The sequence below is a fragment of the Methylosinus sp. is20ea genome, from assembly GCF_059718135.1.
On sequence record NZ_AP046088.1, the window covers coordinates 1,321,520 to 1,346,202 of the forward strand.

24 protein-coding genes and 1 other RNA gene are annotated in these 24,683 nt (G+C 67.0%); 17 read left to right on the forward strand and 8 right to left on the reverse strand.

All coding sequences use genetic code 11. The features are described 5' to 3' along the window. Positions 1-62 precede the first annotated feature (62 nt). The 11 genes from AC6IY7_RS06065 (at position 63) to phoB (ending at position 11,242) form a co-directional block, all read left to right on the forward strand. Positions 63-620, forward strand: coding sequence for a GNAT family N-acetyltransferase (locus tag AC6IY7_RS06065; protein WP_497782175.1), 558 nt, complete (start codon positions 63-65; stop codon positions 618-620). A gap of 178 nt (positions 621-798) precedes the next feature. After that, positions 799-1,614 (forward strand): ImuA family protein, encoded by an 816-nt coding sequence (locus tag AC6IY7_RS06070; RefSeq protein WP_497782176.1) that lies wholly within the window; start codon positions 799-801, stop codon positions 1,612-1,614. Beyond that, positions 1,526-3,118 (forward strand): Y-family DNA polymerase, encoded by a 1,593-nt coding sequence (locus AC6IY7_RS06075; protein ID WP_497782177.1) that lies wholly within the window; start codon positions 1,526-1,528, stop codon positions 3,116-3,118. Before AC6IY7_RS06070 ends, AC6IY7_RS06075 begins: the two co-directional genes overlap by 89 nt. Before the next feature lie 165 nt (positions 3,119-3,283). Then, positions 3,284-4,480 carry a lysylphosphatidylglycerol synthase domain-containing protein gene (locus tag AC6IY7_RS06080; protein WP_497782178.1) on the forward strand — a complete coding sequence of 399 codons (1,197 nt, stop codon included), beginning with the start codon at positions 3,284-3,286 and terminating at the stop codon, positions 4,478-4,480. Positions 4,481-4,598: 118 nt separating this feature from the next. Next, complete coding sequence (locus AC6IY7_RS06085) at positions 4,599-5,657, forward strand: ATP-binding protein (protein ID WP_497782179.1); 1,059 nt, start codon at positions 4,599-4,601, stop codon at positions 5,655-5,657. A 158-nt stretch (positions 5,658-5,815) separates the two neighbouring features. After that, positions 5,816-6,868 (forward strand): phosphate ABC transporter substrate-binding protein PstS, encoded by a 1,053-nt coding sequence (gene pstS, locus AC6IY7_RS06090; RefSeq protein ID WP_497782180.1) that lies wholly within the window; start codon positions 5,816-5,818, stop codon positions 6,866-6,868. Positions 6,869-7,201: 333 nt separating this feature from the next. Continuing rightward, positions 7,202-8,122, forward strand: coding sequence for a phosphate ABC transporter permease subunit PstC (pstC, locus tag AC6IY7_RS06095; protein WP_497782790.1), 921 nt, complete (start codon positions 7,202-7,204; stop codon positions 8,120-8,122). Between the two features lie 3 nt (positions 8,123-8,125). Beyond that, positions 8,126-8,965, forward strand: coding sequence for a phosphate ABC transporter permease PstA (gene pstA / locus AC6IY7_RS06100; protein WP_497782181.1), 840 nt, complete (start codon positions 8,126-8,128; stop codon positions 8,963-8,965). After that, the gene (gene pstB / locus AC6IY7_RS06105) at positions 8,962-9,747 is read left to right on the forward strand and encodes a phosphate ABC transporter ATP-binding protein PstB (RefSeq protein WP_497782182.1); all 786 of its coding nucleotides are present in this window, start codon (positions 8,962-8,964) and stop codon (positions 9,745-9,747) included. The genes pstA and pstB overlap by 4 nt, the downstream gene beginning before the upstream one ends. A gap of 29 nt (positions 9,748-9,776) precedes the next feature. Beyond that, on the forward strand, positions 9,777-10,502 hold the full coding sequence (gene phoU, locus AC6IY7_RS06110; RefSeq protein WP_497782183.1) for a phosphate signaling complex protein PhoU: 726 nt from the start codon (positions 9,777-9,779) through the stop codon (positions 10,500-10,502). Next, on the forward strand, positions 10,499-11,242 hold the full coding sequence (phoB, locus tag AC6IY7_RS06115; RefSeq protein WP_497782184.1) for a phosphate regulon transcriptional regulator PhoB: 744 nt from the start codon (positions 10,499-10,501) through the stop codon (positions 11,240-11,242). Before phoU ends, phoB begins: the two co-directional genes overlap by 4 nt. A 17-nt stretch (positions 11,243-11,259) precedes the next feature. Here the strand turns inward: phoB and AC6IY7_RS06120 are convergent, their stop codons facing one another. From AC6IY7_RS06120 to AC6IY7_RS06140, 5 genes are all read right to left on the reverse strand, one after another. Next, positions 11,260-11,760 carry a hypothetical protein gene (locus AC6IY7_RS06120; RefSeq protein ID WP_497782185.1) on the reverse strand — a complete coding sequence of 167 codons (501 nt, stop codon included), beginning with the start codon at positions 11,758-11,760 and terminating at the stop codon, positions 11,260-11,262. Positions 11,761-11,875: 115 nt separating this feature from the next. Then, a complete protein-coding gene (gene hpnE, locus AC6IY7_RS06125) occupies positions 11,876-13,120 on the reverse strand; it encodes a hydroxysqualene dehydroxylase HpnE (protein ID WP_497782186.1) in 1,245 nt (414 codons plus the stop codon). Continuing rightward, the gene (hpnD, locus tag AC6IY7_RS06130; RefSeq protein ID WP_497782187.1) at positions 13,117-13,980 is read right to left on the reverse strand and encodes a presqualene diphosphate synthase HpnD; all 864 of its coding nucleotides are present in this window, start codon (positions 13,978-13,980) and stop codon (positions 13,117-13,119) included. Before hpnD ends, hpnE begins: the two co-directional genes overlap by 4 nt. Beyond that, the gene (gene hpnC, locus AC6IY7_RS06135) at positions 13,977-14,855 is read right to left on the reverse strand and encodes a squalene synthase HpnC (RefSeq protein WP_497782188.1); all 879 of its coding nucleotides are present in this window, start codon (positions 14,853-14,855) and stop codon (positions 13,977-13,979) included. Before hpnC ends, hpnD begins: the two co-directional genes overlap by 4 nt. A gap of 57 nt (positions 14,856-14,912) precedes the next feature. Then, on the reverse strand, positions 14,913-16,079 hold the full coding sequence (locus tag AC6IY7_RS06140; RefSeq protein WP_497782189.1) for a glycosyltransferase: 1,167 nt from the start codon (positions 16,077-16,079) through the stop codon (positions 14,913-14,915). 482 nt (positions 16,080-16,561) lie between these two features. On the opposite strand from AC6IY7_RS06140, the gene AC6IY7_RS06145 reads away from it, so the two are divergent. The 6 genes from AC6IY7_RS06145 to recR all read left to right on the forward strand — a co-directional run bounded on the left by AC6IY7_RS06145 (position 16,562) and on the right by recR (position 22,357). Continuing rightward, complete coding sequence (locus tag AC6IY7_RS06145) at positions 16,562-18,508, forward strand: potassium transporter Kup (protein ID WP_497782190.1); 1,947 nt, start codon at positions 16,562-16,564, stop codon at positions 18,506-18,508. Positions 18,509-18,654: 146 nt separating this feature from the next. After that, positions 18,655-19,083, forward strand: a complete 429-nt coding sequence (locus tag AC6IY7_RS06150) for a phasin family protein (protein ID WP_497782191.1) — start codon at positions 18,655-18,657, stop codon at positions 19,081-19,083. A gap of 253 nt (positions 19,084-19,336) precedes the next feature. Further along, an RNA gene (gene ffs, locus AC6IY7_RS06155) (signal recognition particle sRNA small type) lies at positions 19,337-19,434 on the forward strand. Positions 19,435-19,490: 56 nt separating this feature from the next. Next, complete coding sequence (locus tag AC6IY7_RS06160) at positions 19,491-21,323, forward strand: DNA polymerase III subunit gamma/tau (RefSeq protein ID WP_497782192.1); 1,833 nt, start codon at positions 19,491-19,493, stop codon at positions 21,321-21,323. Between the two features lie 26 nt (positions 21,324-21,349). Next, positions 21,350-21,673, forward strand: coding sequence for a YbaB/EbfC family nucleoid-associated protein (locus tag AC6IY7_RS06165; RefSeq protein ID WP_497782193.1), 324 nt, complete (start codon positions 21,350-21,352; stop codon positions 21,671-21,673). Positions 21,674-21,751: 78 nt separating this feature from the next. Then, positions 21,752-22,357, forward strand: a complete 606-nt coding sequence (gene recR, locus AC6IY7_RS06170; RefSeq protein ID WP_497782194.1) for a recombination mediator RecR — start codon at positions 21,752-21,754, stop codon at positions 22,355-22,357. A 274-nt stretch (positions 22,358-22,631) separates the two neighbouring features. On the opposite strand, the gene tolR is transcribed toward recR, so the two are convergent. From tolR to AC6IY7_RS06185, 3 genes are all read right to left on the reverse strand, one after another. After that, the gene (gene tolR / locus AC6IY7_RS06175; RefSeq protein WP_497782195.1) at positions 22,632-23,081 is read right to left on the reverse strand and encodes a protein TolR; all 450 of its coding nucleotides are present in this window, start codon (positions 23,079-23,081) and stop codon (positions 22,632-22,634) included. After that, complete coding sequence (locus AC6IY7_RS06180) at positions 23,062-23,805, reverse strand: MotA/TolQ/ExbB proton channel family protein (protein ID WP_497782196.1); 744 nt, start codon at positions 23,803-23,805, stop codon at positions 23,062-23,064. Before AC6IY7_RS06180 ends, tolR begins: the two co-directional genes overlap by 20 nt. Before the next feature lie 122 nt (positions 23,806-23,927). Continuing rightward, positions 23,928-24,653, reverse strand: coding sequence for an energy transducer TonB (locus tag AC6IY7_RS06185; protein ID WP_497782197.1), 726 nt, complete (start codon positions 24,651-24,653; stop codon positions 23,928-23,930). Between the last annotated feature and the right edge of the window lie 30 nt (positions 24,654-24,683).

A 24,683-nucleotide genomic window follows, 5' to 3' on the forward strand; every position in this document is an offset into this window, starting at 1 on the left:
TATATTGGACATATCGTATTATATAGTTGACGACATGACCGATCAAGCCGAGGCGTTTCACAATGCCGACGATCAGACCCGCCCGCCCGGAGGACGCCGCCGCCATAGCGTCCATCTACGCGCCCTATGTGCGCGAAACGGCGGTCTCCTTCGAGACCACGCCTCCCGACACGGAAGAAATGTCGCGGCGCATAGAGGCCTGCATGGCGATGTATCCTTGGCTCGTCGCGGAGGATGGCGAAAGGATCGCGGGCTATGTCTATGCGGGCCGATACAGCGGCCGGGCGGCCTATGACTGGTCCGCCGAGGCGACCGTCTATCTCCACCCCGATTACCATCGGAAGCGCATCGCGAGACGACTCTATGAAATGCTTTTCGGGCTTTTGAAGCGCCAGGGCGTCCATGGTCTGTTCGCCATGATCACTCTGCCGAACGAGGCCAGCATCGGCCTCCATCGCTCATTGGGGATGAGAGAGATCGGCGTCTATCGCGAGGTCGGATTCAAATTCGAGGCATGGCGCGACGTGCTGTCCATGGGCATGACGCTTTCCGATCACACGCCCGAAAAGCCGCTCACGCCCTTTCCCCGGCTGGCGCTCGACGAGCGGGACTTCGGATAGCGGGACGCGCGACCCCGCCGAGCCCCGGCCGCTATTCCCGGTCGGCCCATCGGGAGAAACTGGAAACACCCCCGCTTGACTCTCCCCCACAGCGGAGTCAGTCTGAGAACAAATAGGCAACACTCTGGAGATCGGGGACCCGATGTCGCGCAGCGGCTCATCGGAACGCATTGTTTTTTTGCGTCGTCGGATCGCCGCGCTGGAGACGGCGGGCGGCGCGGCGCCCACGGCCGTTCCGACGCCGAGCCTGCGGGACGACGGGCTGTCGCGCCTGTTCGATCCCGGCCGCGGCGGCGGCCTCAGCGAGGCGCTGCCGGCGCGGCCGACCGACGCGGCGGCGGCGGCCGGCTTCGCCTTCGCCCTCGCGCTGCGCCGTTTGCGCCTGCGACCGCAGGGCGGGATCGTCTGGATCGCCGAGGATATGGCGGCGCGCGAGCTCGGCCTGCCCTATGGGCGCGGCCTGCAGGCGGCGGGCCTGCCGCCGGAGCGGCTGGTGCTGGCGCGCACCCGCCGCCCGCGCGAGACGCTCTGGGCCATGGAGGAGGCGCTGAAAAGCGGCGCCGCCGTCGTCATCGCCGAGAGCTGGGCCGAGAGCTGGGCCGAGGCCGGCGCCTACGACCTCACCGCCTCGCGGCGGCTGGCCCTCGCCGCCCGCCGCAACGGGAGCGCCGGCCTGCTGCTGCTGCCACGCGCGGCCGGCGCCGCGCAAAGACTCGCCAGCGCCGCCGAGACGCGCTTCGAGATCGCCGCCTGCGCGCCGCCGCCGCGGGCCGAGGGCGCGCCGCGGCCCCTGCCCGGCCCGCCCGCTTTTCGCCTGCGCGTCGTCAAGGCGCGCGGCATCGTCGGCGCCTTCGACCCGCAGGCATGGCGCGACATCGTCTTCGACCATGAGGAGGCCGAGTTCCATGGGGCGCCTTTCCATACGTTGCCTCGCCCTGTTTCTGCCGCGCCTTCCGACCGACCGGCTCGCGCGCAAAAACGCGCCCTCGCCTGAGGCGCCCTTCGCCGTCTGGGCCAAGCTCGGCGGCGCCGAGCGGCTGACCGTCGTCGACGCGCGCGCCGAGGCGGCCGGGCTCGTCCCCGGCATGACGGTCGCCGACGCCCGCGCCATGCGCCCCGCTCTGCGGCTGGCGGAAGCCGACCCCCGAGCCGACGCCGATCTGCTCGGGCGGATCGCCGATTGGTGCCGCCGCTTCACGCCGCTCGCCGCGACCGATCCGCCGGACGGACTCCTCATGGATGTCACCGGCGCGGCGCATCTCTTCGGCGGCGAGACCGCGCTGCTGGCGGAGGTCGAGCGCCGCCTCGCCGCCCAGGGTTTCGCGGCCCGAGGGGCGATCGCGCCCGGCCCGGCGCTGGCGCGGGCGCTGGCGCGCTTCTCCCGCCTGCGCCATGTGCCGGAGGGGGCGACGCAGGCGGAGCTGGAGGCGATCGCCGCGCGCTTGCCCGTCGCCGCGCTCGCTCTCGACGAGACGGCGCGCCACAGGCTCGACCGCGCCGGGCTGCGCAGCCTGGGCGACCTGCTGGCGCGGCCGCGCGCGCCGCTCGCAGCAAGACTCGGGACAAAGGCCATGGCGCAGCTCGACGCCATCGCCTGCCGCAGTCGCGAGCCGATCTCGCCGCGCTTCGAGGCCCCGGATTTCATGGCCGAGCGCCGCTTTCCCGAGGGGCTCACGCGGCAGGAGGACATAGAGCGCACGCTGGCCGGCCTCGCCCGCGAGTTGTGCCTGCTGCTCGAGCGCCATGGCGTCGGCGCGCGGGAGCTCGAAGCGGTCTTCTACCGCGTCGACGGCGCGGTCGCGCATATAGAGACGGGGACCAGCCGGCCGCTGCGCGACCCCGAGACGATCGCCCTGCTGCTGCGCGAGCGCCTCGCCGTGCTGGCGGAGGAAGGGCTCGACACCGGCTATGGCTATGACGTGCTGCGGCTCGGCGCGGCGCGGGTCGAGCTGTGCGACGCGCCGCAGGAATATCTCGGGCTCGGAAAAATCGATCTGGCCGGTCGGGAAGAGGAAAGCCGCGCGAGCCTCGACGATCTCGTCGACCGGCTCGGCGCGCGGCTCGGCCCCCGTCGCGTGCTGCGAGTCTATCCGCAGGCCTCGCATATTCCAGAGCTCGCCGTGGCGCTTCGACCAGCCTCCGCCCCCGCCCCCGCCGCGGCGATGGAAGCGGCCGCGGCGCCCACTCATCTCCGCGAAGGCGGCGCGCCGGCGCGGCCTTCGCGGCTGTTCGAGCGGCCGGAGCCGATCGAGGCCGTGGCGCTCACGCCCGACGGGCCTCCGCTGCGCTTTCGCTGGCGGCGGCTCCTGCACGAGCTCGCGACATATGAGGGGCCAGAGCGCATCGCGCCGCAATGGTGGAGCGCGCCCGCGGACGCCGCGACCCGCGACTATTTCTACGTGGAGGACCGCGAAGGCTGCCGTTTCTGGCTGTTTCGCGAGGGACTGCTCGGCCGCGAGAGCGCGCAGCCGCGCTGGTTCGTGCATGGCCTGTTCTGATGGCCTGTTCCCGCCGGCGCGTCATCTTATTGTCACGCTTCGGGGCGAAACCGAACCATGCTTTCCCCGCGACGTTTTCTTTCGACGTTCCGGTGAACGAGCGTCCGCCGCCCCTTCGAGGGGCGAGCGCCTGGAAGGCGCGTGCAACAGGGACCCGAAAATCCTATGAACGGACGCCGCGAGGCCCGTCGGTCGCCTTTGAACTCCGCCGCCCGACGTCGTATCGAAGAGGCTTATTCTGCGCATTTTCGAAGACGCCTCGAGGAAAAAGAGAAATTGAAGCGGCCAGACAGCGATCTCACCGAGACGGGCGTCGCCGCGCCCACCGACGAAAAGCCGAATCCGGACCAGGGCGCAGCCGGCCTCGATCTCCTTTCGACGGCCCGCCGCTATATCGCGCCGAGCCTCGGCAAGGCGCTCGGCGGAATCGCCAGCCTCGCCGTCTTCGCGCTGGCGGGCTTTGCTCTGGCGAGCGCGATCTCGAGCGTCAAATTCTCCGACGTCCGCGCCGCCATAGCGGCGATGAGCGCGGAGCAGATTTTCGCCGCTTTGCTGCTCACCGCGCTCTCTTACGTCGCGCTCACCGGCTATGACGCGCTGGCGCTGCGCCAATTGCGGCTGCGCGTGCGCTATCGCGTCGCCGCGCTCGCCTCTTTCGCGAGCTACGCCTTCTCCTTCAATCTCGGCTTTCCGGTCGTCACCGCCGCCGCGGTCCGCTATTGGATCTATGCGCGCGTCGGCGTCACCGCCGTGCAGGTCGCCAATATCACCGTCATCGCGGGCGTGACCTTCTGGCTCGGCATGACCTCGGTCGTCGGCGTCGGCCTCATGGCGCGCGCCGGCGAGATCGGCGCGATCGACAAATTGCCGGCCTTTCTCAATTTCGCGCTCGGCCTCATGATCTGCGCCGGCGTCGGCTATTATGTCGTGTGGGTCTCGCTGCGCCCGCGCCGTGTGCGGCTGCGCGGGCATTTCTTCGAGCTGCCGGGGCTCGCGCCCACCGTCGGCCAGACGATGCTCGGCGTCGCCGATCTCTGCTGCGCGGCGGCCGCGCTCTATGCAATCTTGCCGCAGGATGTGAATCTCGACTTCGCGACTTTCGTCTCCGTCTATGTCTTCGCCTGCATTCTCGGCGTCATCAGCCATGCGCCGGGCGGCATTGGCGTTTTCGAGGCGACGATGCTGAACGCGCTGCCCTCCCATTCGCAGGAGAGCCTGCTCGCCTCGCTGCTGCTGTTCCGCGTCATCTATTATTTCCTGCCCTTCATATTCGCGCTCGCGCTTCTCGGGGCGGACGAAGGCTCGCGGCGCTGGAACAGCCTGCGCGAGACGATCGCGCGTATATTGGAGGCGAGAGAGTGATCCGGCTTCCAACCACTCGTTTCCGATGCGAGCCTGAAGGCTCGCGGTCCAATGCGCGCCCCGGACCGCGAGCCCTCAGGCTCGCTTTCGACCGCGTTTAACTCCGACCGAGGGGACCATGCCCGATCTACGCAGACGCTATCAGGGCGAAGCTCTGCTCGGCCTGGTCATCGACGCGCTGCCGGAGGCGGTCTTCGTCATCGATTCGGAGGCGCGCATCGTCGCCGCCAATCGCTCGGCGCGCTCCGTGCTGCCGTCCCTGCGCCCCAATGACCCGCTGGCGCGCAGCCTGCGCTCGCCCGATGTGCTCGACGCGCTGGATCGCGTGCTGCGCGGCGCCCAGCCGGAAAAGGTCATCTGGCTCGAGCGCCTGCCGGTGGAATGCTGGTTCGAGGTGCATATCGCGCCGCTGCGCCTCGAAGGCTATGAGAACGCCGCCGTGGTGAGCCTGCGCGACTTGACCGAATCGCGGCGCGTCGAGCGCATGCGCGTCGACTTCGTCGCCAACGCCAGCCATGAGCTGCGCACGCCGCTCGCCTCGCTGCTCGGCTTCGTGGAGACGCTGCTCGGCCCCGCCCACGATGACGCCAAGGCGCGCGACCGCTTCCTCTCCATCATGCGCGACCAGGCGCAGCGCATGTCGCGGCTCGTCGACGATCTGCTCTCGCTCTCGCGCATCGAGCAGCATCTGCATCTGCGCCCGGACACGCCGGTCGATCTCGGCATTCTGGTCGCCCATATCGTCGACACGCTCGCGCCCATGGCGGAGGATGGCGGCATAGAGCTGAAGCTCGACATCGTCGGGCAGGTCGTCGCCCCCGGCGACCGCGACGAGCTCGCCCGCGTCGCCGAAAATCTCATCGAGAACGCCATCAAATACGGGGCCGGGCCGGTCGAGATCTCGCTCTCCCCGCTCGGCGCCTCCGCCGTCTTCTCGGTGCGCGACCACGGCCCCGGCATCCCGCCCGAACATCTGCCGCGCCTCACCGAGCGCTTCTATCGCGTCGACGCCGGCAAGAGCCGGGCCAAGGGCGGCACCGGCCTCGGCCTGGCCATTGTCAAGCACATCGTGGCTCGCCACCGCGGCCGTCTCGCCATAGATTCCGCGCCGGGGAAAGGCGCCACATTTCGGGTGTTTCTGCCCTTGATCGACCCGGAAAAAGCCGAGAATGCCTGACGATGCGTTAAATTAGCTAATATATTCAATTAGATGATTTGTCATGTGACAGTCACTCGACTGTCGTAAAACCCTCGTCGCGCGGCTCTAGGGTGCGCGTCGCTGGGGCGCTGAACGCGCGCCGACACAGTGAACCTCGAGTTCGAAAGAGACCGAACATGATCTCCAAAGTTCTTCATCGAGTCGCACTGGCGACGAGCCTGGCCGTGGCGACGGCCGGCGCCGCCTTCGCGATCGATATCTCCGGCGCCGGCGCCACCTTCCCCTATCCGATCTACGCCAAATGGGCGGACACCTATAAGAAAGAGACCGGCAACGGCCTCAATTATCAGTCGATCGGCTCCGGCGGCGGCATCAAGCAGATCAAGGCCCGCACGGTCACTTTCGGCGCCTCCGACCAGCCGCTGAAGGCCGAGGAGCTGGAGGCCGCCGGCCTCACCCAATGGCCGCAGGTGATCGGCGGCATCGTGCCGGTCATCAATCTGGATGGCGTCGCCTCCGGCGATCTCGTCCTCGACGGCAAGACGCTCGGCGCCATCTTCCTCGGCGAGATCAAGAGCTGGGACGACGCCGCGATCAAGAAGCTGAACCCGAAGGCCAAGCTGCCGTCGGCCGCGATCGCCGTCGTGCATCGTTCGGACGGATCGGGCACCACCTTCAACTTCACCAATTATTTGTCCAAGGTCAGCGCGGACTGGAAGTCCAAGGTCGGCGAGAACGCCTCGGTCGAATGGCCGGTCGGCATCGGCGCCAAGGGCAATGAGGGCGTCGCCAACAATGTCGCCAACACCAAGGGCGCCATCGGCTATGTCGAATACGCCTATGCCAAGCAGAACAAGCTGAACTTCACCAAGCTCGTCAACAAGGACGGCAAGACCGTCGCCCCGACGACGCCGACCTTCCAGGCCGCGGCCTCCAACGCCGATTGGGCCAACGCGCCGGGCTTCTATCAGATCCTCACCGACCAGCCGGGCGCGCAGTCCTGGCCGATCACCGCCGCCACCTTCATCCTGCTGCCCAAGGCGCCGCAGGACACGGCCGCGGCCGGCGAGGCGCTGAAATTCTTCAGCTGGGCCTTCGCCAAGGGGAATAAGGCGGCCGAGGAGCTCGACTATATCCCGCTGCCGGCCAATGTCGTGACTCTGATCAAGAAGAGCTGGACCGCCAATGTGAAGGATGCGAGCGGCAAGCCGCTGGCGTCGATCAACTAAGCGCATCGTCGATACGCGCCGGCGAAATTCCCGATGGAATATTTCGCCGGCGCCCCTCGACGCGAGACGCATGAGAGCCACGGATGGCTAAATGCCGCGAAACGACCGCCCGAGGACGAACTCCGCCCGCTTCCTTTCGACGCGGCGCCCCCACGGCGCAGTGAGTTCACCAAAGACCTGCGCTATGACCTCAGATGAAAAATCCGCCTTCGGGAGCGCGCGATGGAAGCCGGCTTCACCCGCCAAACGAGAGACAATAGCGTGTCGGACCTAGCAATCGTAGAAGCGCAGCCCCGCGCCGCCGAAGTCGACCGCGGGAAAGTTCTCGGCCGCATGGCCCTGTTCGACTTCTTCTTCCACAATCTGACGCGCGCCTCGGCGATTCTCGTGCTGCTGATCCTCGGCGGCGTGATCTTCTCGCTGATCTATGGCTCGCTGCCGGCCATCAAGGCCTTCGGCTTCGGTTTTCTGACGACCGAGTCCTGGAATCCGGTCACCGAGAAATTCGGCGCGGTCGCGCCCATCTACGGAACTGTGGTGACATCGGCCATCGCCATGATCATCGCCGTGCCGCTCGGGCTCGGCATCGCCATTTTCCTCACCGAGCTCTGCCCCCATGCGCTGCGCCGCCCGATCGGCGTCGCCATAGAGCTGCTCGCCGGCATTCCGTCGATCATCTACGGCATTTGGGGCCTGTTCGTGCTCGCGCCCTTCCTGCAGCAGCATGTGCAGCCGGCGCTGATCTCCCTCACCGGCGACATTCCCGTGCTGTCGAACCTGTTCGCCGGCCCGCCCTATGGCATCGGCATGCTGACGGCGGGCTTCATCCTGGCGATCATGGTGCTGCCCTTCATCACCTCCATCTCGCGGGACGTGTTCGACACCGTGCCGCCGATGCTGAAGGAGGCGGCCTCGGGCATAGGCTGCACGACCTGGGAAGTCATGCGCTATGTGGTGATCCCCTATACGCGCGTCGGCGTCATCGGCGGCGTGATGCTCGGCCTCGGCCGCGCGCTCGGCGAGACGATGGCCGTGACCTTCGTCATCGGCAACGCGCATAAGGTGTCGAGCTCGCTGCTCGCGCCCGGCACGACCATCTCGGCGACGATCGCCAATGAATTCACCGAGGCGGTCGGCGATCTCTACACCTCCGCGCTGATCGAGCTCGGCCTCATCCTCTTCGTCATCACCTTCTTCGTGCTGGCGGCGGCGCGCTTCATGCTGATGCGCATCGAGCAGAAATCGGGAGCCTGACCCTTGTCCATCTCCGCCTCCCGCCGCCGCACCAACGCGCTCGCCACGACGCTGTGCTGGACCGGCACGGTCTTCGGCCTCGCTTGGCTGGTGCTGATCCTCGGCGCGCTGATCTATGAGGGCGCGCGCGGCCTCACGCCGGCCGTCTTCACCGAGATGACGCCGCCGCCCGGCTCCACCGGCGGCCTGCTCAACGCCATCGCCGGCTCGCTGGTGATGACGACGATCGGCGTGCTGCTCGGCACGCCGCTCGGAATGCTCGCCGGCACCTATATGGCCGAATATGGCCGCTATTCGAAGCTCAGCATGGTCGTGCGCTTCATCAACGACATTCTGCTCAGCGCGCCCTCCATCGTCATCGGCCTCTTCGTCTATACGGTGGTGGTGGCGCAGGTCGGGCATTTCTCCGGCATCGCCGGCGCTCTGGCGCTCGCCGTGCTGGTCGTGCCCGTCGTGGTGCGCACCACGGAGGACATGCTGCTGCTGGTGCCGAGCCCGCTGCGCGAGGCGGCGGCGGCGCTCGGCCTGCCGCGCTCGCATATGCTGCTGCGCGTCGCCTATCGCGCGGCGAAATCGGGCATCATCACCGGCGTGCTGCTGGCCATCGCGCGCGTCTCCGGCGAGACCGCGCCCCTGCTGTTCACCTCGCTGAACAATCAGTTCTGGAGCACGGATCTCAATGCGCCGGTCTCCAGCCTGCCCGTCGTCATCTTCCAATTCGCGCTCTCGCCCTACAAGGATTGGCAGCAGCTCGCCTGGACCGGCGCTCTGCTCGTCACCATCGCCGTCCTTCTGCTCTCCATCACCGCGCGTGCGCTCAGCAGCCAGGGAAAACAACAATGACCGCCATGCCGGTTGTCGAAGCCACTATTCCAACCAAGGTCTCGGTTCGTGATCTGGACTTTTATTACGGCCAGTCGCGCGCGCTGAAATCGATCTCGCTGCCGCTCTACACCAATAAGGTGACGGCCTTCATCGGCCCGTCTGGCTGCGGCAAATCGACTCTGCTGCGCATATTGAACCGCATGTACGACCTCTATCCGCGGCAGCGCGCCGAGGGCGAGGTGCTGCTCGACGGCGAGAATATTCTGGATTCGCGCATCGACCTCAACCTGCTGCGCTCGCGCGTCGGCATGGTGTTTCAGAAGCCGACGCCCTTCCCCATGTCGATCTACGACAATATCGCCTTCGGCATACGCCTCTACGAGAAGCTCTCGCGCAGCGAGCTCGACGGGCGCGTCGAGGCGGCGCTGCGTGGCGCGGCGTTGTGGGACGAGGTGCGCGACAAGCTGAATACGAGCGGCCTCGGCCTCTCGGGCGGCCAGCAGCAGCGCCTGTGCATCGCCCGCACCGTCGCCATTCAGCCGGAGGTGATCCTGTTCGACGAGCCCTGCTCGGCGCTGGACCCGATCTCGACGGCGAAGATCGAGGAGCTCATCGACGAATTGTCGGAGCGCTACACGATCGCCATCGTCACCCACAATATGCAGCAGGCGGCGCGCGTCTCCGATTTCACCGCCTTCATGTATCTCGGCGATCTCGTCGAATTCGGCGAGACGAACAATCTGTTCACCGCGCCGCAGAACAAAAAGACGCAGGACTATATCACCGGCCGCTTCGGCTGAGCGCGCTACGCGCACGAGGAATATGAGACATGAGCGAACATATCGTCAGCTCCTATGACCGCGACCTCGAAGTGCTCGGCCGCCGAATCGCCGAGATGGGGGGCATCGCCGAAAAAATGCTCGCCGAAGCCATGGATGCGCTCGCCAATTTCGACATTGAGCTCGCCCATCGCGTCGTCGCCACCGATCAGCGCCTCGACGCGCTGCAGCGCGAGATAGAGGAGAACGCCATCCTCACCATCGCGCGGCGGCAGCCGCTGGCCATCGATCTGCGCGAATGCATCGCCGCGATGCGCATCGCCGCCGATCTCGAGCGCGTCGGCGATCTCGCCAAGAGCATCGCCAAGCGCACGGTGAAAATCCTCTCCGAGGCGCGCGTGCCCCGCGCCATCATCGGGCTGAAGACCATGGCCGAAGTGGCGGCCATGCAATTGAAGGACGTGCTCGACGCCTACGCCCAGCGCGATGTCGAACGCGCCCGCGCCGTCTGGACGAACGACAGCGAGCTCGACGCGCTCGAAGATTCGGTGTTCCGCGATCTCCTGACCTTCATGATGGAGGACCCGCGCAACATCTCCTTCTGCACGCATCTGCTGTTCTGCTCGAAGAACATAGAGCGCATCGGCGATCATACGACCAATATCGCCGAAACGATCGTCTATCTCGTCACTGGCGAGGCGATGCCGACCGACCGTCCGAAGGGAAAGTCGACGATCCTCGGCGCCAGCGCGGCAACGGATGAGCCCACGCAATGAACGAGATACGCGTCGCAACGCCGCGCGATGCGCCGCACGACCGCGCGCCGCGCATTCTCGTCGTCGAGGACGAGGCGGCGCTCGCGCTGCTGCTCGCCTATAATCTCGAATCCGAGGGCTTCCAGGTCGAGCATGTGGAGCGCGGCGACGAGGCGGAAATCCGCCTCGCCGAATCCGTGCCCGATCTCGTCATTCTCGACTGGATGCTGCCCGGCGTCTCGGGGCTGGAGATCTGCCGGCGGCTGCGCGCCCGCGACGACACGCGCACCATGCCGATCATCATGCTCACCGCGCGCGGCGACGAGAACGAGCGGGTGCGCGGCCTCTCCGTCGGGGCCGATGATTATGTGGTGAAGCCCTTCTCGACGCCGGAGCTGATGGCGCGCGTTCACGCTCTGCTGCGCCGCGCGCGGCCGGAGCGCGTGGCGACGCGGCTCGTCGCCGGCGACATAGACCTCGACCGCGAGACGCGGCGCGTGAAGCGCGGCGGGCGCGAGATTCATCTCGGGCCGACGGAATTCCGCCTGCTCGAATATCTGATGGAAAAGCCCGGCCGCGTCTTCTCGCGCGCGCAATTGCTGGACAGCGTGTGGGGGCTCTCGGCGGAGATCGACGAGCGCACCGTCGACGTGCATGTCGGGCGTCTGCGCAAGGCGATCATCCGCGGCCGCGAGAAAGACCCGATCCGCACCGTGCGCGGCACCGGCTATTCCTTCGACGAGACCTTTGGGAGGAGCTAGGCTCTTCCCAAAGGCCGTCAGAATTGAAGTTCCGGAAATCTCTTCTTTATCTCAGGTATCGCAGTCGACAGGAAGCACTCTACGATCCCAAATATGCTGATGAGTTTTTCCTCTTTCCTATCCGTCGTAATGCGCAGATATGTGGGGCAGAGGTTCGTATCGTTGTCTAAAAAAACTCTTCTATGATCGTGGTGAACATTTCCGAAAATAAAACGACGGGTATGAACCAAGTAGTTGAGGGCATCCCAATAATTTTCCTCCAAAACTCCTTCCGGATGCTCCGAAAGCTCAATCAGCAGTCGTCCTGCACTTGGAAATTTTGTGCCGTAAAGTCCACAAAGCTCATTGACCCTTCGCGCATGGAAAGCGAACTCAAAAACCTCAATGATTATTTGTTCAATATACGGTTTTGACCATTCGCTCGGAAAAACAGAACTCGCAAACGCAAACAGGTGAAGCGCCTTCTCGCGCGCCAAACAAATGTGAATTTCCGCGAGTCTGCGTTCAACGAGCTCCATCGTTGAGTCTCCTTTTAATCAATGACATGTTGAATACGCGTCAATTGAATGAGGTGAAAAGCTCCTCGCGCACCCGGCATCGCTGCGCGCCAAAGGCCGGGACACGGAAGCCCTTCTACGAGCGCCCCGCCAGCTCCGCTGCGCGATAACCCGACCTTATCGCCCCTTCGATCGTCGCCGGCAGGCCCGTCGCGGTCCAATCGCCGGCGAGGAAGAGATTGCGCCAGCGCGTCACAGCGCCGGGGCGGCGCTCCTGCTGCGCCGGCGTCGCGGCGAAGGTGGCGCGCTTCTCCTTCACGATCTGCCATTGCGGCAGCGCGGCCGGCAGGCCGGTGGCGGCGGCGACCTCGGCCCATATGCGCTCGGCGAGGCTCTCGCGCGGCTCGTCTATCAGCCGATCGGCGCCGCTGATCGTCACCGAGAGGCGGTCCTCGAAAGCGAACAGCCATTCGGTGAGCGAGCCGATCATGCCGAGCAGCGCCGGCTGGCCGGGCGGCGGCGCGATCTTGAAATGCGCATTGACGATGCCGCGGAAATCATCCGGCGCCACGAGCCCCGGCAGCAGCTCCTGCGCCGCCCAGGGCGGAACCGCGAGCGCGACCCGATCATTCTCGCCGAGCGCGATTTTCTCATCGCCGAAATCGAGCGCCACGGCGCGCTCATCGGCAAACTCGATTCCCCTCAGCCGTGCAGCGAAACGCGGACCGGCGCCACGCGCGGCGAGCCTCGTCAGCGCCGGCTCGATGAAAGCTGTCCCGAGCCCGCGCCGCGCGACCAGCGGACGACAGGCGGCGCCGCCGGCGGCGAGCGTCTCGCGCAGCACGGCGGCGGCGAGAGCGGCGGAGGACTCGCGCGGCTCCGTATTGAGCGCGGAGAGCAGAACCGGACCCCACAGCCGCTCATAGAGCGCGCCGGAGCAATTCATCGCCTCGCCGATCGTCGCGCCCTTTTTGGCAAGGAGAATGCCGATCGCGCCGAGATAATCGCCGGGCGACGTGCCGGGGACGCGGCGATCGCGCACGAAAATCCACCAGGGCAGGCGCGAGGAATTGGGCCTCATGCGCCAGCGCGTTCCGTCGCGCGTGTCGAGAAAATCGAAGGCGCACTCCTTCGGCCCCACCAACTCGCCGACCGAGCCGATGCGTCGCGCATAATCCAGCGCGGCGGCATTGCCGGAGAGCAGAAGATGATTGCCATTGTCTATGGTGAGATCGAGGCTGGAATCATAATAGGAGCGGCAGCGCCCGCCCGCCATGCGCGCGGCTTCATAGAGCGCGACGCCGCGGCCCTCGTCGGTCAGGCGAATGGCGCAGGAGAGGCCGGCGAGACCCGCGCCGACAATATGCGTGGTTCCGGTCACGTCAGCGCGAATCTGAGCAGGGCCAGCAGGACTTTCGTCCGCGAGGCGGAGACGGGCTCGCGCGGCGGCGCAAAGCCGCGCGCCACCAGACGATCGAGAACGGAGCGATAGGCTGTCGCCATCAGATAAGGCGCCTTCACCGCGCGCTGCGGCGAGACGCGCATGAGAAGCTCCGATTCCGCATAATGCTTGCGCGCGCGCTCGGCCACCGCCGCGCAGACATCAGGCAGGCCCGGATGCGTCAACACCGCGCCACGCGCGAAATTCGTGACGCCGGCCGCCTCCAGCGCCTCGCGGGGCAGATAGAGGCGCCCACGCGCCTCGTCCTCGTCGAGATCGCGCAGAATATTGGTGAGCTGCAAGGCGCGGCCCATGTGATAGGCGAGCATGCGCGCTTTGGTCGGCAGCGCGCCGCGGGCGCTATCCGCCTCGTCGGCGAGGCCGAAAACGCGCACGGAGAGCCGCCCCACGGCGCTCGCGACATGATCGCAATAGAGGTCGAGCCGATCCCATTCCGGCGCGCGAATATCCTCGACCACATCCATGGCCATGCCATCGATGACCGCCTCGAAATCGCCGCGCTCGAGACCGAAGCGGCGCACCGGCCGCGCCAGATCGGCGCAACGCTGATGCGTGCGGCCGGCGTAGAGCGCGTCGAGATCGCGCCGCCAATCATCGAGCTGGGAAAGGCGAAGGGCGCGGTCGCCCTCTTCGTCCGCTATGTCGTCGACGGCGCGGCAGAAGCCGTAGATCGCATACATGGCGTCGCGCCGCTCGGGCTCGAGGATGCGCATGGCGAGATAGAAGGAGCTTTTCGCGGCGACCCGCGGCGCCTCGGGAGCGATCGTCTCCATGCTCATCGCGCGACGCTCGCGGCGGAGGCGGCGCGCGGCCACAGCAACCGGCGCAACAGCACCGTTCCGGCCCCGACGAGCGCCGTGCGCAGGAACGCGCCCTTGGCGGCGTGAACTTTCTCGCTCAACGGATCGGCGACGAGAAGGCGCGCCGTCAGCGTCTCGGCGAGGCGCTGAATCGCGCCCACTTCCATGGCGAGCCGCGTATCGGCGATGAGATCGGCGAATGGCGCGCTCTCTCTCAGCAGCTCCTGCGTGCGCTCGGCCAGCGCGCGCAAGCTTGCGGCGAGCTGCGGCGAGGCGCGCTCGGCGGACAGCATCTCGACGCTCGTGCCATGGGCGGCGAGCGCATCCTGCGGCAGATAGACGCGATCGAGGCCGCGATAATCCTTCGCGCAGTCCTGAAGGTGATTGATGATCTGCAACGCTGCGCAGAGCGCGTCATTCGGCCCCCAGCACGTCGCGCGATCCTCGCCATGGACGTCGAGCACGAAGCGGCCGACCGGCATCGCCGAATAGCGGCAGTAGTCGATGAGATCGTCCCAATCGCGATAGCGCAATTGCGTCACGTCGCGGCGGAAGGCGATCAGCAGATCCTGCGCATGGCGGGGCTCGAGGCCGCGGGCGTCGAGTTCCGCGCGGAGCTTGGCTGCGACGGGAATATCCTCGCCCGCGCCCAGCAACGCCGCCTCCATGCGGTCCAGCATGGCGATCTTCTGCTCGCCCGGGAGCGTCATATGGTCGGAGATATCGTCCGCCGCGCGCACGAAATCGTAAAAGGCCAGCACGGCCGCGCGGTGGCGCGGCGCGAAGAGAGAGGCGACGGGAAAATTCTCGTCCTTATGGCCCTTCCCCGATCCGGCGGCGGCGATGTCGCTCATGTGAACTCGCTCATCCTCGTGTCTACAGGCCTGCTCGTGTCTACGGGCCTGCTCGTGTCAGGGGGCCTGATAGCGGCCCTTCCAGGCGCCGCCGCGCCCGCGTCCATGCCGCCAGGCGGACAGTATGGTGAACCACGTATAGCAGGCGGCGACCGCGGGCAAGGCGAAGGCGCCGAGCCGATTGCGTCCGTAGAATCGCAGAGACGGCATATAGGACTGCGCCATCAGGAAATAGGCGACGAGGGCGAGATAGGCGGCCGGCTCCGGCGCCGTGAAGGCGAGTATGGGCGGCGCCAGATAGACGACGACCATTCCAGCCACCGCGCCGGCGAGCCGCCAAGGCGAATAGCGCAATTGCGCATAGGCCGAGCGCGTGACCATCTGCTCTATGTCGCGCAAATGCGGATAGGGCCGCAGGCTGAAGGCGTCGTCGGTGAGGCCGAGCCATATCGGCCCCTGCTTCTTCAAGAGCTTGCCGAGCGCGCAATCGTCGATCAGCGCGCCGCGGATCTGCTGCAGCCCGCCGGCCTCCTCGAGCGCCGCGGGGCGGACCAGCATCACCCCGCCCGCCGCCGCCGCGACCGGGCTTTTGGGATCATTCACGCGCGAGAACGGATAGAGCATCTGGAAGAAAAAAACGAAAGCCGGCACGAACCAGCGCTCGGCGAGGCTCTCGCAGCGCAGCTTGACCATGAGCGAGGCGAGCACGGTTCCCCGCGCCGCCGCGCCGGCGACGAGACGCTCGACGAGGCCGGGCGCAAAGGCGATGTCGGCGTCGCAGAACAGCACGAAATCGGGCGAGACGCCGCAGGAGCGCGCGCCGCAGGAGAGGACATGGGCGAAGCCGCGGTCCATGGCCGCGAGCTTGCCGGTCCAGCCCTGCTCGGGGCGGCCCTGGAGCACGGTGAGCCGATCCTGCGCCCCTTCCTCGCCGGCGCAGGCGCGCGCGACCTCCGCCGTGCCGTCGGAGCTCTCGTCGTCGACGAGCACGATCTCGAGCCGCCCGGAGAATTGCTGGCGGAACAGCGAGCGCAGCGCCGCCGCGACGACATCGGCCTCGTCGCGCGCGGGAATGACGGCGACGACGCGCGTTCCCGGCGGAACGGCCGCGCCCGCGGGGGCGAAACGGCGGTCATGCTCGGCGAGGCGCCAGAAGCCGCCGTGGCCGATGAGCAGATAGAGCCATATGACGAGGCCGGCGCCTCCGAGGACAATCGCGACCATCTTCTCGCGCTCGCGTCGCGGGGAGCGCCCGGGACGATGTGACGGAGGCTCGGCCATAGCATCGCCGCGGCCGCGAGGCCAGCGGGCGCAGAGTGATCGGGTGAATGAGACGAGGCGCCGGATGAGAGGCGTTTCCACCTCCCCCTCGTTGGGGGAGGTCGAGCGCCGAAGGCGTTCGGGAGGGGGTGATTCCGCCGAGTCTTCCTCGGTAATCCCCGCCCCGGACGGCTTCGCCGCCGACCCTCCCCCTGAAGGGGCGGGTGGCGCGCCTTCTCTCACCTTCGCCTGATTGGTCGGGCGGCGAGCGCGTCGGGAGACGCGGCTCCAAGTCCCGGCGACGACGCGATTTTCCCCGGAAATGACTGCGACGGCTTCTCTTCTATCTGGAACAGGCGTATATCGCCGCGCCGGCGCGGTCGGGCCCGAGCGTAGCGAGGACCGATCGGCGCGCCGCGCATCCGGTGTCTTTCGAGGAAATTTTCATGGATCCCAAAGTGGCGCGTGACGCGGCGGGCTCTTCCTCTCGATGCGACACGGAAGGTCCGGCGACACCGCCGCCGGCCGCCCATGCGGAGCGCGCGCCGAATATGGCGGCGCTCATCGTCGGCTCGATCGGCGTCGTCTATGGCGACATCGGCACCAGCCCGCTCTATGCGCTGCGCGAGTCGCTCGCCCACGCCAAATCGGGCGGCCTCGGCGAGGATGTCGTCATCGGGACGATCTCGCTGCTCATTTTCGCGCTGATCTTCACGGTCACGGCGAAATATGTGTTCTTCCTGATGCGCGCCGACAATCGCGGCGAGGGCGGCATTCTCTCGCTGATGGCGCTGGCGCAGAATGCGCTGGGGCGGCGTGCGACGCCGGTCTTCCTGCTCGGCGTCGCCGGCGCGGCGCTGTTCTCGGGCGACGCCATCATCACCCCGGCGATCTCCGTGCTCTCGGCGGTCGAGGGCCTCGAGATCGTCAATCCGAAATTCGGCGAATTCGTCTTCCCCATCACGGTGGCGATTCTCGTCTCGCTGTTCTGGGGCCAGAGCCATGGCACGGCCCGCGTCGCCGCGCTGTTCGGCCCGGTGATGGCGATCTTCTTCGTCGTAATGGCGGTGCTCGGCGCCGCGCATATCGGCGACGCGCCGCAGGTCTTGCACGCCTTCGATCCGCGCCGCGGCTTCGTCTTCCTGATGCATCACGGCTGGATCGGCTTCGCCGTGCTCGGCTCGGTCTTCCTCGTCGTCACCGGCGCGGAGGCGCTCTACGCCGATATGGGCCATTTCGGCCGCGCGCCGATCCAGATCGCCTGGATATTCTTCGTGCTGCCGGCCTTGTTCCTCAATTATCTCGGCCAGGGCGCGCTGATCCTCGCCGATCCCAAGGCGATCGAGAACCCCTTCTTCCTGCTCGCCCCGGACTGGGCGCTGCTGCCGCTCGTCATCCTCTCGACGCTGGCGACGGTCATCGCCAGCCAGGCGGTCATCACCGGCGCCTTCTCGATCGTGCGCCAGGCGATTCAGCTCGGCCTGCTGCCGCGTCTCGAGATCACCCATACCTCCGCGACGCAGGAGGGGCAGATCTATATCGGCCGCGTCAATCGGCTGCTGCTGATCGGCGTGCTGGTGCTGGTCACCACATTCAAGAGCTCGAGCGCGCTGGCCTCGGCCTATGGCATCGCCGTCACCGGCACGATGGTGACGACGACAGCGCTCGCCTTCATCGTGGTGTGGCGCAAATGGCGCTGGCCGCTATGGGCGGCGGCGCTGTTCATCCTCGCCTTTCTCGTGGTCGATCTCGCCTTCCTCGCCGCCAATCTGATGAAAGTGGTCGAGGGCGGCTGGGCGCCGCTGCTGCTCGGCGGCTGCTCCATGGTGGTGATGTGGACCTGGGTGCGCGGCACCGCGCTGCTCGCCGAGAAGACACATCGCGATTCGATCCCGATCAGCGATCTCATCGCCATGCTGGAAAAATCCAAGCCGACGCGCGTGCCGGGCACGGCGATCTTCTTGACCAGCGACCCCAATGTCGCGCCCACCGCGCTGCTGCACAATCTCAAGCACAATAAGGTGCTGCACGAGCGCGTGCTGGTCATTTGCGTGAACACGGAGGACACGCCGCGCGTGCCGCCGGAAAAGCGCTTCGAGATCGAGAAACTGTCGCACGACTTCACCCGTGCGACGCTGCATTACGGCTATATGGAAAGTCCGCGCGTGCCGGCGGCGCTCGCCGCCATGCGCAAGGCGGGCGTCAAATACGACATTATGACCACCTCTTTCTTCCTCGGCCGGCGCTCGATCAAGGAGAGCCCGGCCTCGGAAATGCCGGCCTGGCAGGACCGGCTCTATGTCGCTCTGACCAAGCAATCGGCCAACGCCACCGACTTCTTCTCCATCCCGACCGATCGCGTGGTCGAGCTCGGCGCTCAGCTCACGATCTGAGCGCGGGCGCGAGCGCAGGTCTACGTGGTTTCCCTTATTTCCCTTCGGGCGCTCATTCCCGAAAATCTCGTTCGCGAGCGAAGTCGCGCGCGTAGCGTCGGAGGGCGCCGCCTTCCCCCGTGCGGCGACCGGCGGGAGGATGTCCTATGGCCAATCTGAATTTCGACGAGTTTCGCGATCTCGGCAAACATCAGCTCGACGCCTTCAACACGGCGAGCAGCTCGACGGCCAAGGGCCTGCGCGCGATCGCGGCGGAGGCGACCGATTATTCCAAGGCGTCGCTCGACAATGGCCGCGCCTATTTCGACAAGCTGCTGCGCGTGCAGAAGATCGACGACATCGTGCAATTGCAGTCGGAATTCTACCGCAACGCCTATGGCGATTTTTTCGCCCGCGCGACGCGCGTCGGCGAGCTGTGCTCCAATCTCGCCAAGGAGGCTTTCGTCTCCGCCCAGACGGCGAGCGAGCAGGCGACGAAGGCCGCGACCGAGGCGACCAGCAAAATCGTCGCCGACATTGGCGAGCAGACCGAGAAATTGGCCGCCAAGGCGCGGGACGCGGACAAGCAGAATTAGGCGGAAAACAGGACGCTGCGCCCCTTCTCCCCTTGCGGGAGAAGGTGGCCCCGCGAAGCGGGGTCGGATGAGGGCTGCCGCGGTTCTCGGGATAGAGTTTTTTGCAGCGCGGCGCCCCCTCATCCGACCCTCGCTGACGCGAGGGCCACCTTCTCCCACGAGGGGAGAAGGAGTCGCGCGCCTCGGCCTCGGCCTTCAGCGACCCTGCGATCTCGCCCTTGCGCCGGCGCGCGAGTTTTGCCACATAGGGCGCGGGAGGTTGGCGGTGGACGCTCCACTCGCCAACCGGGTCAGGTCCGGAAGGAAGCAGCCCTAACGAGTTCCGGGCGGGTCTTCGTCCAGCCTCCCACTTTTCGCGCCGCCGCCCCGGCGCTAACCAAAGGGCGGACCTTCCTCCGGGCGACGAGATGGACGACGAGCATTCTGCGCCATCCGACGCCCTGTTTCCCGCCGAGCCGCAAGGCAAGCGCGACGGGCAGGCCGTCTATCGCGTGCTGGCGCGCAAATATCGCCCCTCCGGCTTCGCCGACCTCATCGGCCAGGAGCCGATGGTGCGCACGCTCGAGAACGCCTTCGAGCTGAACCGCATCCATCAGGCCTATCTGCTGACCGGCGTGCGCGGCGTCGGCAAGACGACGACCGCCCGCATCCTCGCCCGCGCCTTCAATTACGAGCTGCCCGCCGAGGGCGGCCGCCCCGCCGTGGACCGCCCGACGATCCATATGAGCGCGCTCGGCGCGCATTGTCAGGCGATCATCGATTCGCGCCATCCCGATGTGCTGGAGATGGACGCCGCCTCGCACACCGGCATCGACGACATTCGCGAGATCATCGAGAACGCCCGCTATCGCCCGGTGATGGCGCGCGTCAAAGTCTATATCATCGACGAAGTGCACATGCTCTCCAAGGCCGCCTTCAACGGCCTGCTGAAGACGCTGGAAGAGCCGCCGGAGCATGTGAAATTCATCTTCGCGACGACGGAGATCGACAAGGTTCCCGTCACCGTGCGCTCGCGCTGCCAGCGCTTCGATCTGCGCCGCATAGACGCCGGCCTGCTCGCGGCGCATTTGCGCAAGATCTGCGATCTCGAGGGCGTGACGATCGAGGACGAGGCGCTGGCCATGGTCGCCCGCGCCGCCGAGGGCTCGGCGCGCGACGCGCTGTCGCTGCTCGATCAGGCCATCGCCCATGGCGCCGCGGGCGGCGGCGCGATTGCCGCGCAGGATCTGCGGCTGATGCTCGGCGTCGCCGACAAATCGCGCGTCATCGATCTCTTCGAGGCGGCGATGAAGGGCGACATCGCCACGGCGCTCGCTCTGCTGCAAGATCAATATGACGGCGGCGCCGATCCGGCGCAGGTGCTGCTGGAGCTCGCCGAATTCACCCATCTCGTCACGCGGCTGAAGCTCGCGCCCGACGCCGGGCAATCCACGGCGCTGACCGAGGAGGAGCGCCGCCGCGGCGCCGCGGCGGCGGGAACGCTGTCCATCTCCGTGCTGACCCGCGCCTGGCAAATTCTGATGAAGGGCGTCGATGAGCTGCGCGGCTCGCCGCGGCCGCTCGCCAGCGCCGATATGGTGCTGGTGCGCCTCACCCACGCCGCCGACATGCCCTCGCCGGAGGAGGCGCTGCGGCGGCTCGGCTTCGGCCAAAGCGGGGCGCCCCGTCCCGCGCCGGGCGCGGCTCCGGCGGCTGCTCCCGCCGAGCGGCCTCCCGTTGCTCTGGCGCCGGTCCCTCGGGCGGCGCCGTCCGCCGGCGCGCCGCGCGCGGCGGCCGCCCCGCGCCGCGAGCCGGACCTCTCCCCGCCCCCGCCGGGCGTGAAAATCGCCGATTTCCGCGCCCTCGTGGCCCTGGCGAGCGAGAAGCGCGACATACAATTGAAGATCGCGCTCGAATCGGAAGTGCGCCTCGTGCGCTTCGAGCAGGGGCGCATCGAGTTCGAGCTCGCGCCGGGCGGCTCGACGCGGCTTCCGCAGCTCTTGATGCAGAAGCTGCAGGACTGGACCGGGACGCGCTGGCTGGTGGCGCTCGCCTCCGGCGGCGCGCCGACGCTGCGCGAGGAGGCCGAGGCCCGCGAGAGCGAGAAGCGCTCCGGGATCGAGGCCGATCCGCTCGTCGCCAGCATATTGGCGCGGTTTCCCGGCGCGGAGATCGTCGCCGTGCGCGGCAAGGAGACGGAGCAGGTCGCGACGGCCGGCGCCGAATTGGCTTATGACGACGAGGAGCCGGACGACGCGTGAGGCGTCGACGCGCGAGGAGTTAAAACATGCTCGACTTCATGGGACTGATGAAGCAGGCGCAAGCCATGCAATCGAAAATGGCCGAGCTGCAGGGCGAGCTCGACCAGACTCTCGTCGAAGGCGAGGCCGGCGGCGGGCTGGTGAAAGTAACGATGACCGCCAAGGGCGCGCTGCAGCGCGTCGCGATCGATCCGAGCCTGCTGAAGCCGGAGGAGAGCGATATTGTCGAGGATCTGATCGTCACCGCCCATGCGCAGGCGCGCGCCAAGGCGGAGGAGACGCTCGCCGAGAAGATGAAGGCGGTGACCGGCGGGCTGCAATTGCCGCCGGGGCTGAAGCTGCCGTTCTGATTGGAGCGAGTAGCGAATAGCGAGTAGACCTATTCGCTACTCGCTACTCGCTATTCGCCACTCACCAGGCTTTCCCCATTGGCCGAACGCATCGCCGGACCCGAGATCGAGCGCCTCGTGCAATTGCTGGCGCGGCTGCCCGGCCTCGGGCCGCGTTCGGCGCGACGCGCCGTGCTGCATCTCATCCGCAAGCGCGAGGAATTGCTGGGCCCGCTCGGCGAAGCCATGCGCGTCGCCCATGAGCGCATTCTCACCTGCAAGACCTGCGGCAATATCGACACCAGCGATCCTTGCGCGATCTGTCGCGACGAGCGGCGCGACGCCGGCATTCTGGTCATCGTCGAGACGGTGGCCGATCTCTGGGCGCTGGAGCGCGCCGGCCTGCTCGCCGCGCGCTATCATGTGCTCGGCGGCGTGCTGTCGCCGCTCGACGGCGTCGGGCCGAACGAGCTGAACATCGCGAATCTGGTGCAGCGCATCGCCGACGGCGGCGTGCGCGAGGCGATCATAGCGGTGAACGCCACTGTCGACGGCCAGACGACGGCGCATTATCTCGCCGATCTTCTGGCGCCGCTCGGCGTCAAGACGACGCGCCTCGCCCATGGCGTGCCCGTCGGCGGCGAGCTCGATTATCTCGACGAAGGCACGCTCGCCGCGGCGCTCGAGCGCCGCACGGCGTTCTGAAAAGAAGCGAACGAGCCTCGCATCTCGCCCGCAAAGAAAAACCGGGTCGCCGGCGCGCCTGGGGAGGTGTTGCGCCGACGACCCGTAGTCGGGCCAAGTCGAGGATGCAAAAGCGTCGAGGATGGTAAAAGTCGGGGCAGGCTCGAATTAGGTCAGCGTTGCACGCATCCTCGCCCCCGCGCCGTCATGGCTGGGACAAGCCCGGCCATGACGGCTGCAGCGTTTCGCAATGTGTGAATCCGATCGCCGCGAGCGGAGCGAACGGGGGTTCGTATCACGGCGCCGAAGCGGGTTTCGCTCCGCCGGTCGGCGCCTCGGAGACCAGCGCCACTTTCGAGTAGCCGGCTGAATTGATCGCGCCCATGGCTTCGACGACGCGCCCATAGGGCACGGCTTTGTCGGCGCGCACATGGATGCGGCGATCCTTATTGTTGTCGCTGCCGTCGCTCAGTGCGGCGAGCAATCCGTCGGCCGGCACCTCGCGCTTGTCGACGAAGAACCCGCCCCCGGCGTCGACGCTGACGACGATCGGCGGCTTCTGGTCGTTGAGCTGCTTGGCTTGCACCTTGGGCAGATCGACGGGAATGCCCGACGTCATCAGCGGCGCGGCGACCATGAAGACGATGAGCAGGACGAGCATCACATCGACGAGCGGCGTGACATTGATGTCGGCGATCGGCTGAGAATCGAATTCCGAATCGTGCTTACGCAACGCGAAGGCCATGACGCTCTCCCTTGCGCGACAGATGACGGGACAGCTCGACCTCGAAGACGCCGATGAAGGCGGTCAGGCGCTTGCCATAGGCCCCGATGTCGCCGCTGATGCGGTTGTAGAAAATGACGGCCGGAATAGCGGCCACGAGGCCGAGCGCCGTCGCGAACAGCGCCTCGGCGATGCCCGGCGCGACCACGGCGAGGCTCGTATTGTTGGAGGCGGCGATGCCCTGGAAGGAGTTCATAATGCCCCAGACCGTGCCGAACAGGCCGACGAAGGGCGCGACGGCGCCGATGGTGGCGAGCGCCGGCAGACGCTGCTGGAGCTGATCGAGGGCCGAGGCGCTCGCCAGCACGGAGACGCGATGGATGCGCTCCTGCAGAGCGTCGCGCTGCGACTCGCTGGCGACGAGATCGGAGGAGCGCTGATATTCCTCCACCGCGGCCTTGTAGACCTGCGCCAGCGGATCGCTCGCCGGCGCGGCGAGGAAGGCGGGCGCCACTTCCGTCACCGGAAGATCGCTCTGGACGCTCTCGATGAGCGCGCTGGCGCGGCGATGCAACAGCGACAGGCGAATGAGCTTCTCGGCGATCACGCCCCAACCCCAGGCCGAGGCGAGCAGCAGCAGGATGATGACGGTCTTGACGATCGAATCCGCCTGCACAAACAGCTCGACCGGTGAGAGGGCGTGGGCGACCGCGGCCGAAGCCGCGCCGATTGCTGGATCACTCATCTTGGTTTTCGTCCTTTGTCGACCAGAGAGACAGGATGCGGCGAGGCGCGTCGCCGCGAATTTCGCTAGAGCGTTTCCAGCCGAAGTGGATGCCGGTTCGGCGTTGGAAACGCGTCAAGACTCTAGAAGACGACGCCGCCGCTGATCGCGAAGACGCGTCCGATCGCCGGCAGCGATCCGCAGCGCGAGCCGACGCGCGTCGCTATGGCGTCGAGCGTGGGATTGCCGGAGGAGGACACGATGCTGAAGCCGGTCATCCCGCCATTGGCGCCGAAGGTCGCGCGATAGGCGACGCGGCCGTGCTTGGGAATGGGCGAGTCGGGCGCGGCGCTTCTCGCCGAACGCTGCATGCAGGACAAGAATTGATTGGCCGCGATGGATTGCTGCGCATTGGCGTTGGCGTTGGCGCTCTGCGTCGGAGCGGCGTCGGTGCGCGCCACGGCGGGACGCGGCGTCGGCGGCTTCTTCTCCACCACTTTGGGAACGGGCTTGGGCGCCGGCGGCTTCGGCGGCTCGATCGGGGCGACAGGCTCGATCGCCTCGGGCGGCGGCGGCGTGTCGTCGAGCTCCTCGGGTTGCGGAATCTCCTCCGGCGGCGGCTGGTCGACCGCCGGATTGGGAACGACGACCAACTCTAGTGGCTCCTCGACGGTCGGCTCCGTATGCGGCAGGGAGAGATTCACCGCGGCCGTGAGAAGCAACGCATAGGCGAGTACGGCGGCGAGGCGCACCGGATAATTCGGGCGGCCGCCGCCGGGCAGCAGGAGAGATTGAGTGTTGCGGAATTCCCCCGTCGTCGCGATCGGTTCCTGCGCGCCAATGAGCGCCTCTGCAGCCGCAGCCGTCATGGAATGACCCCCTCGTGCGAAACATTATTC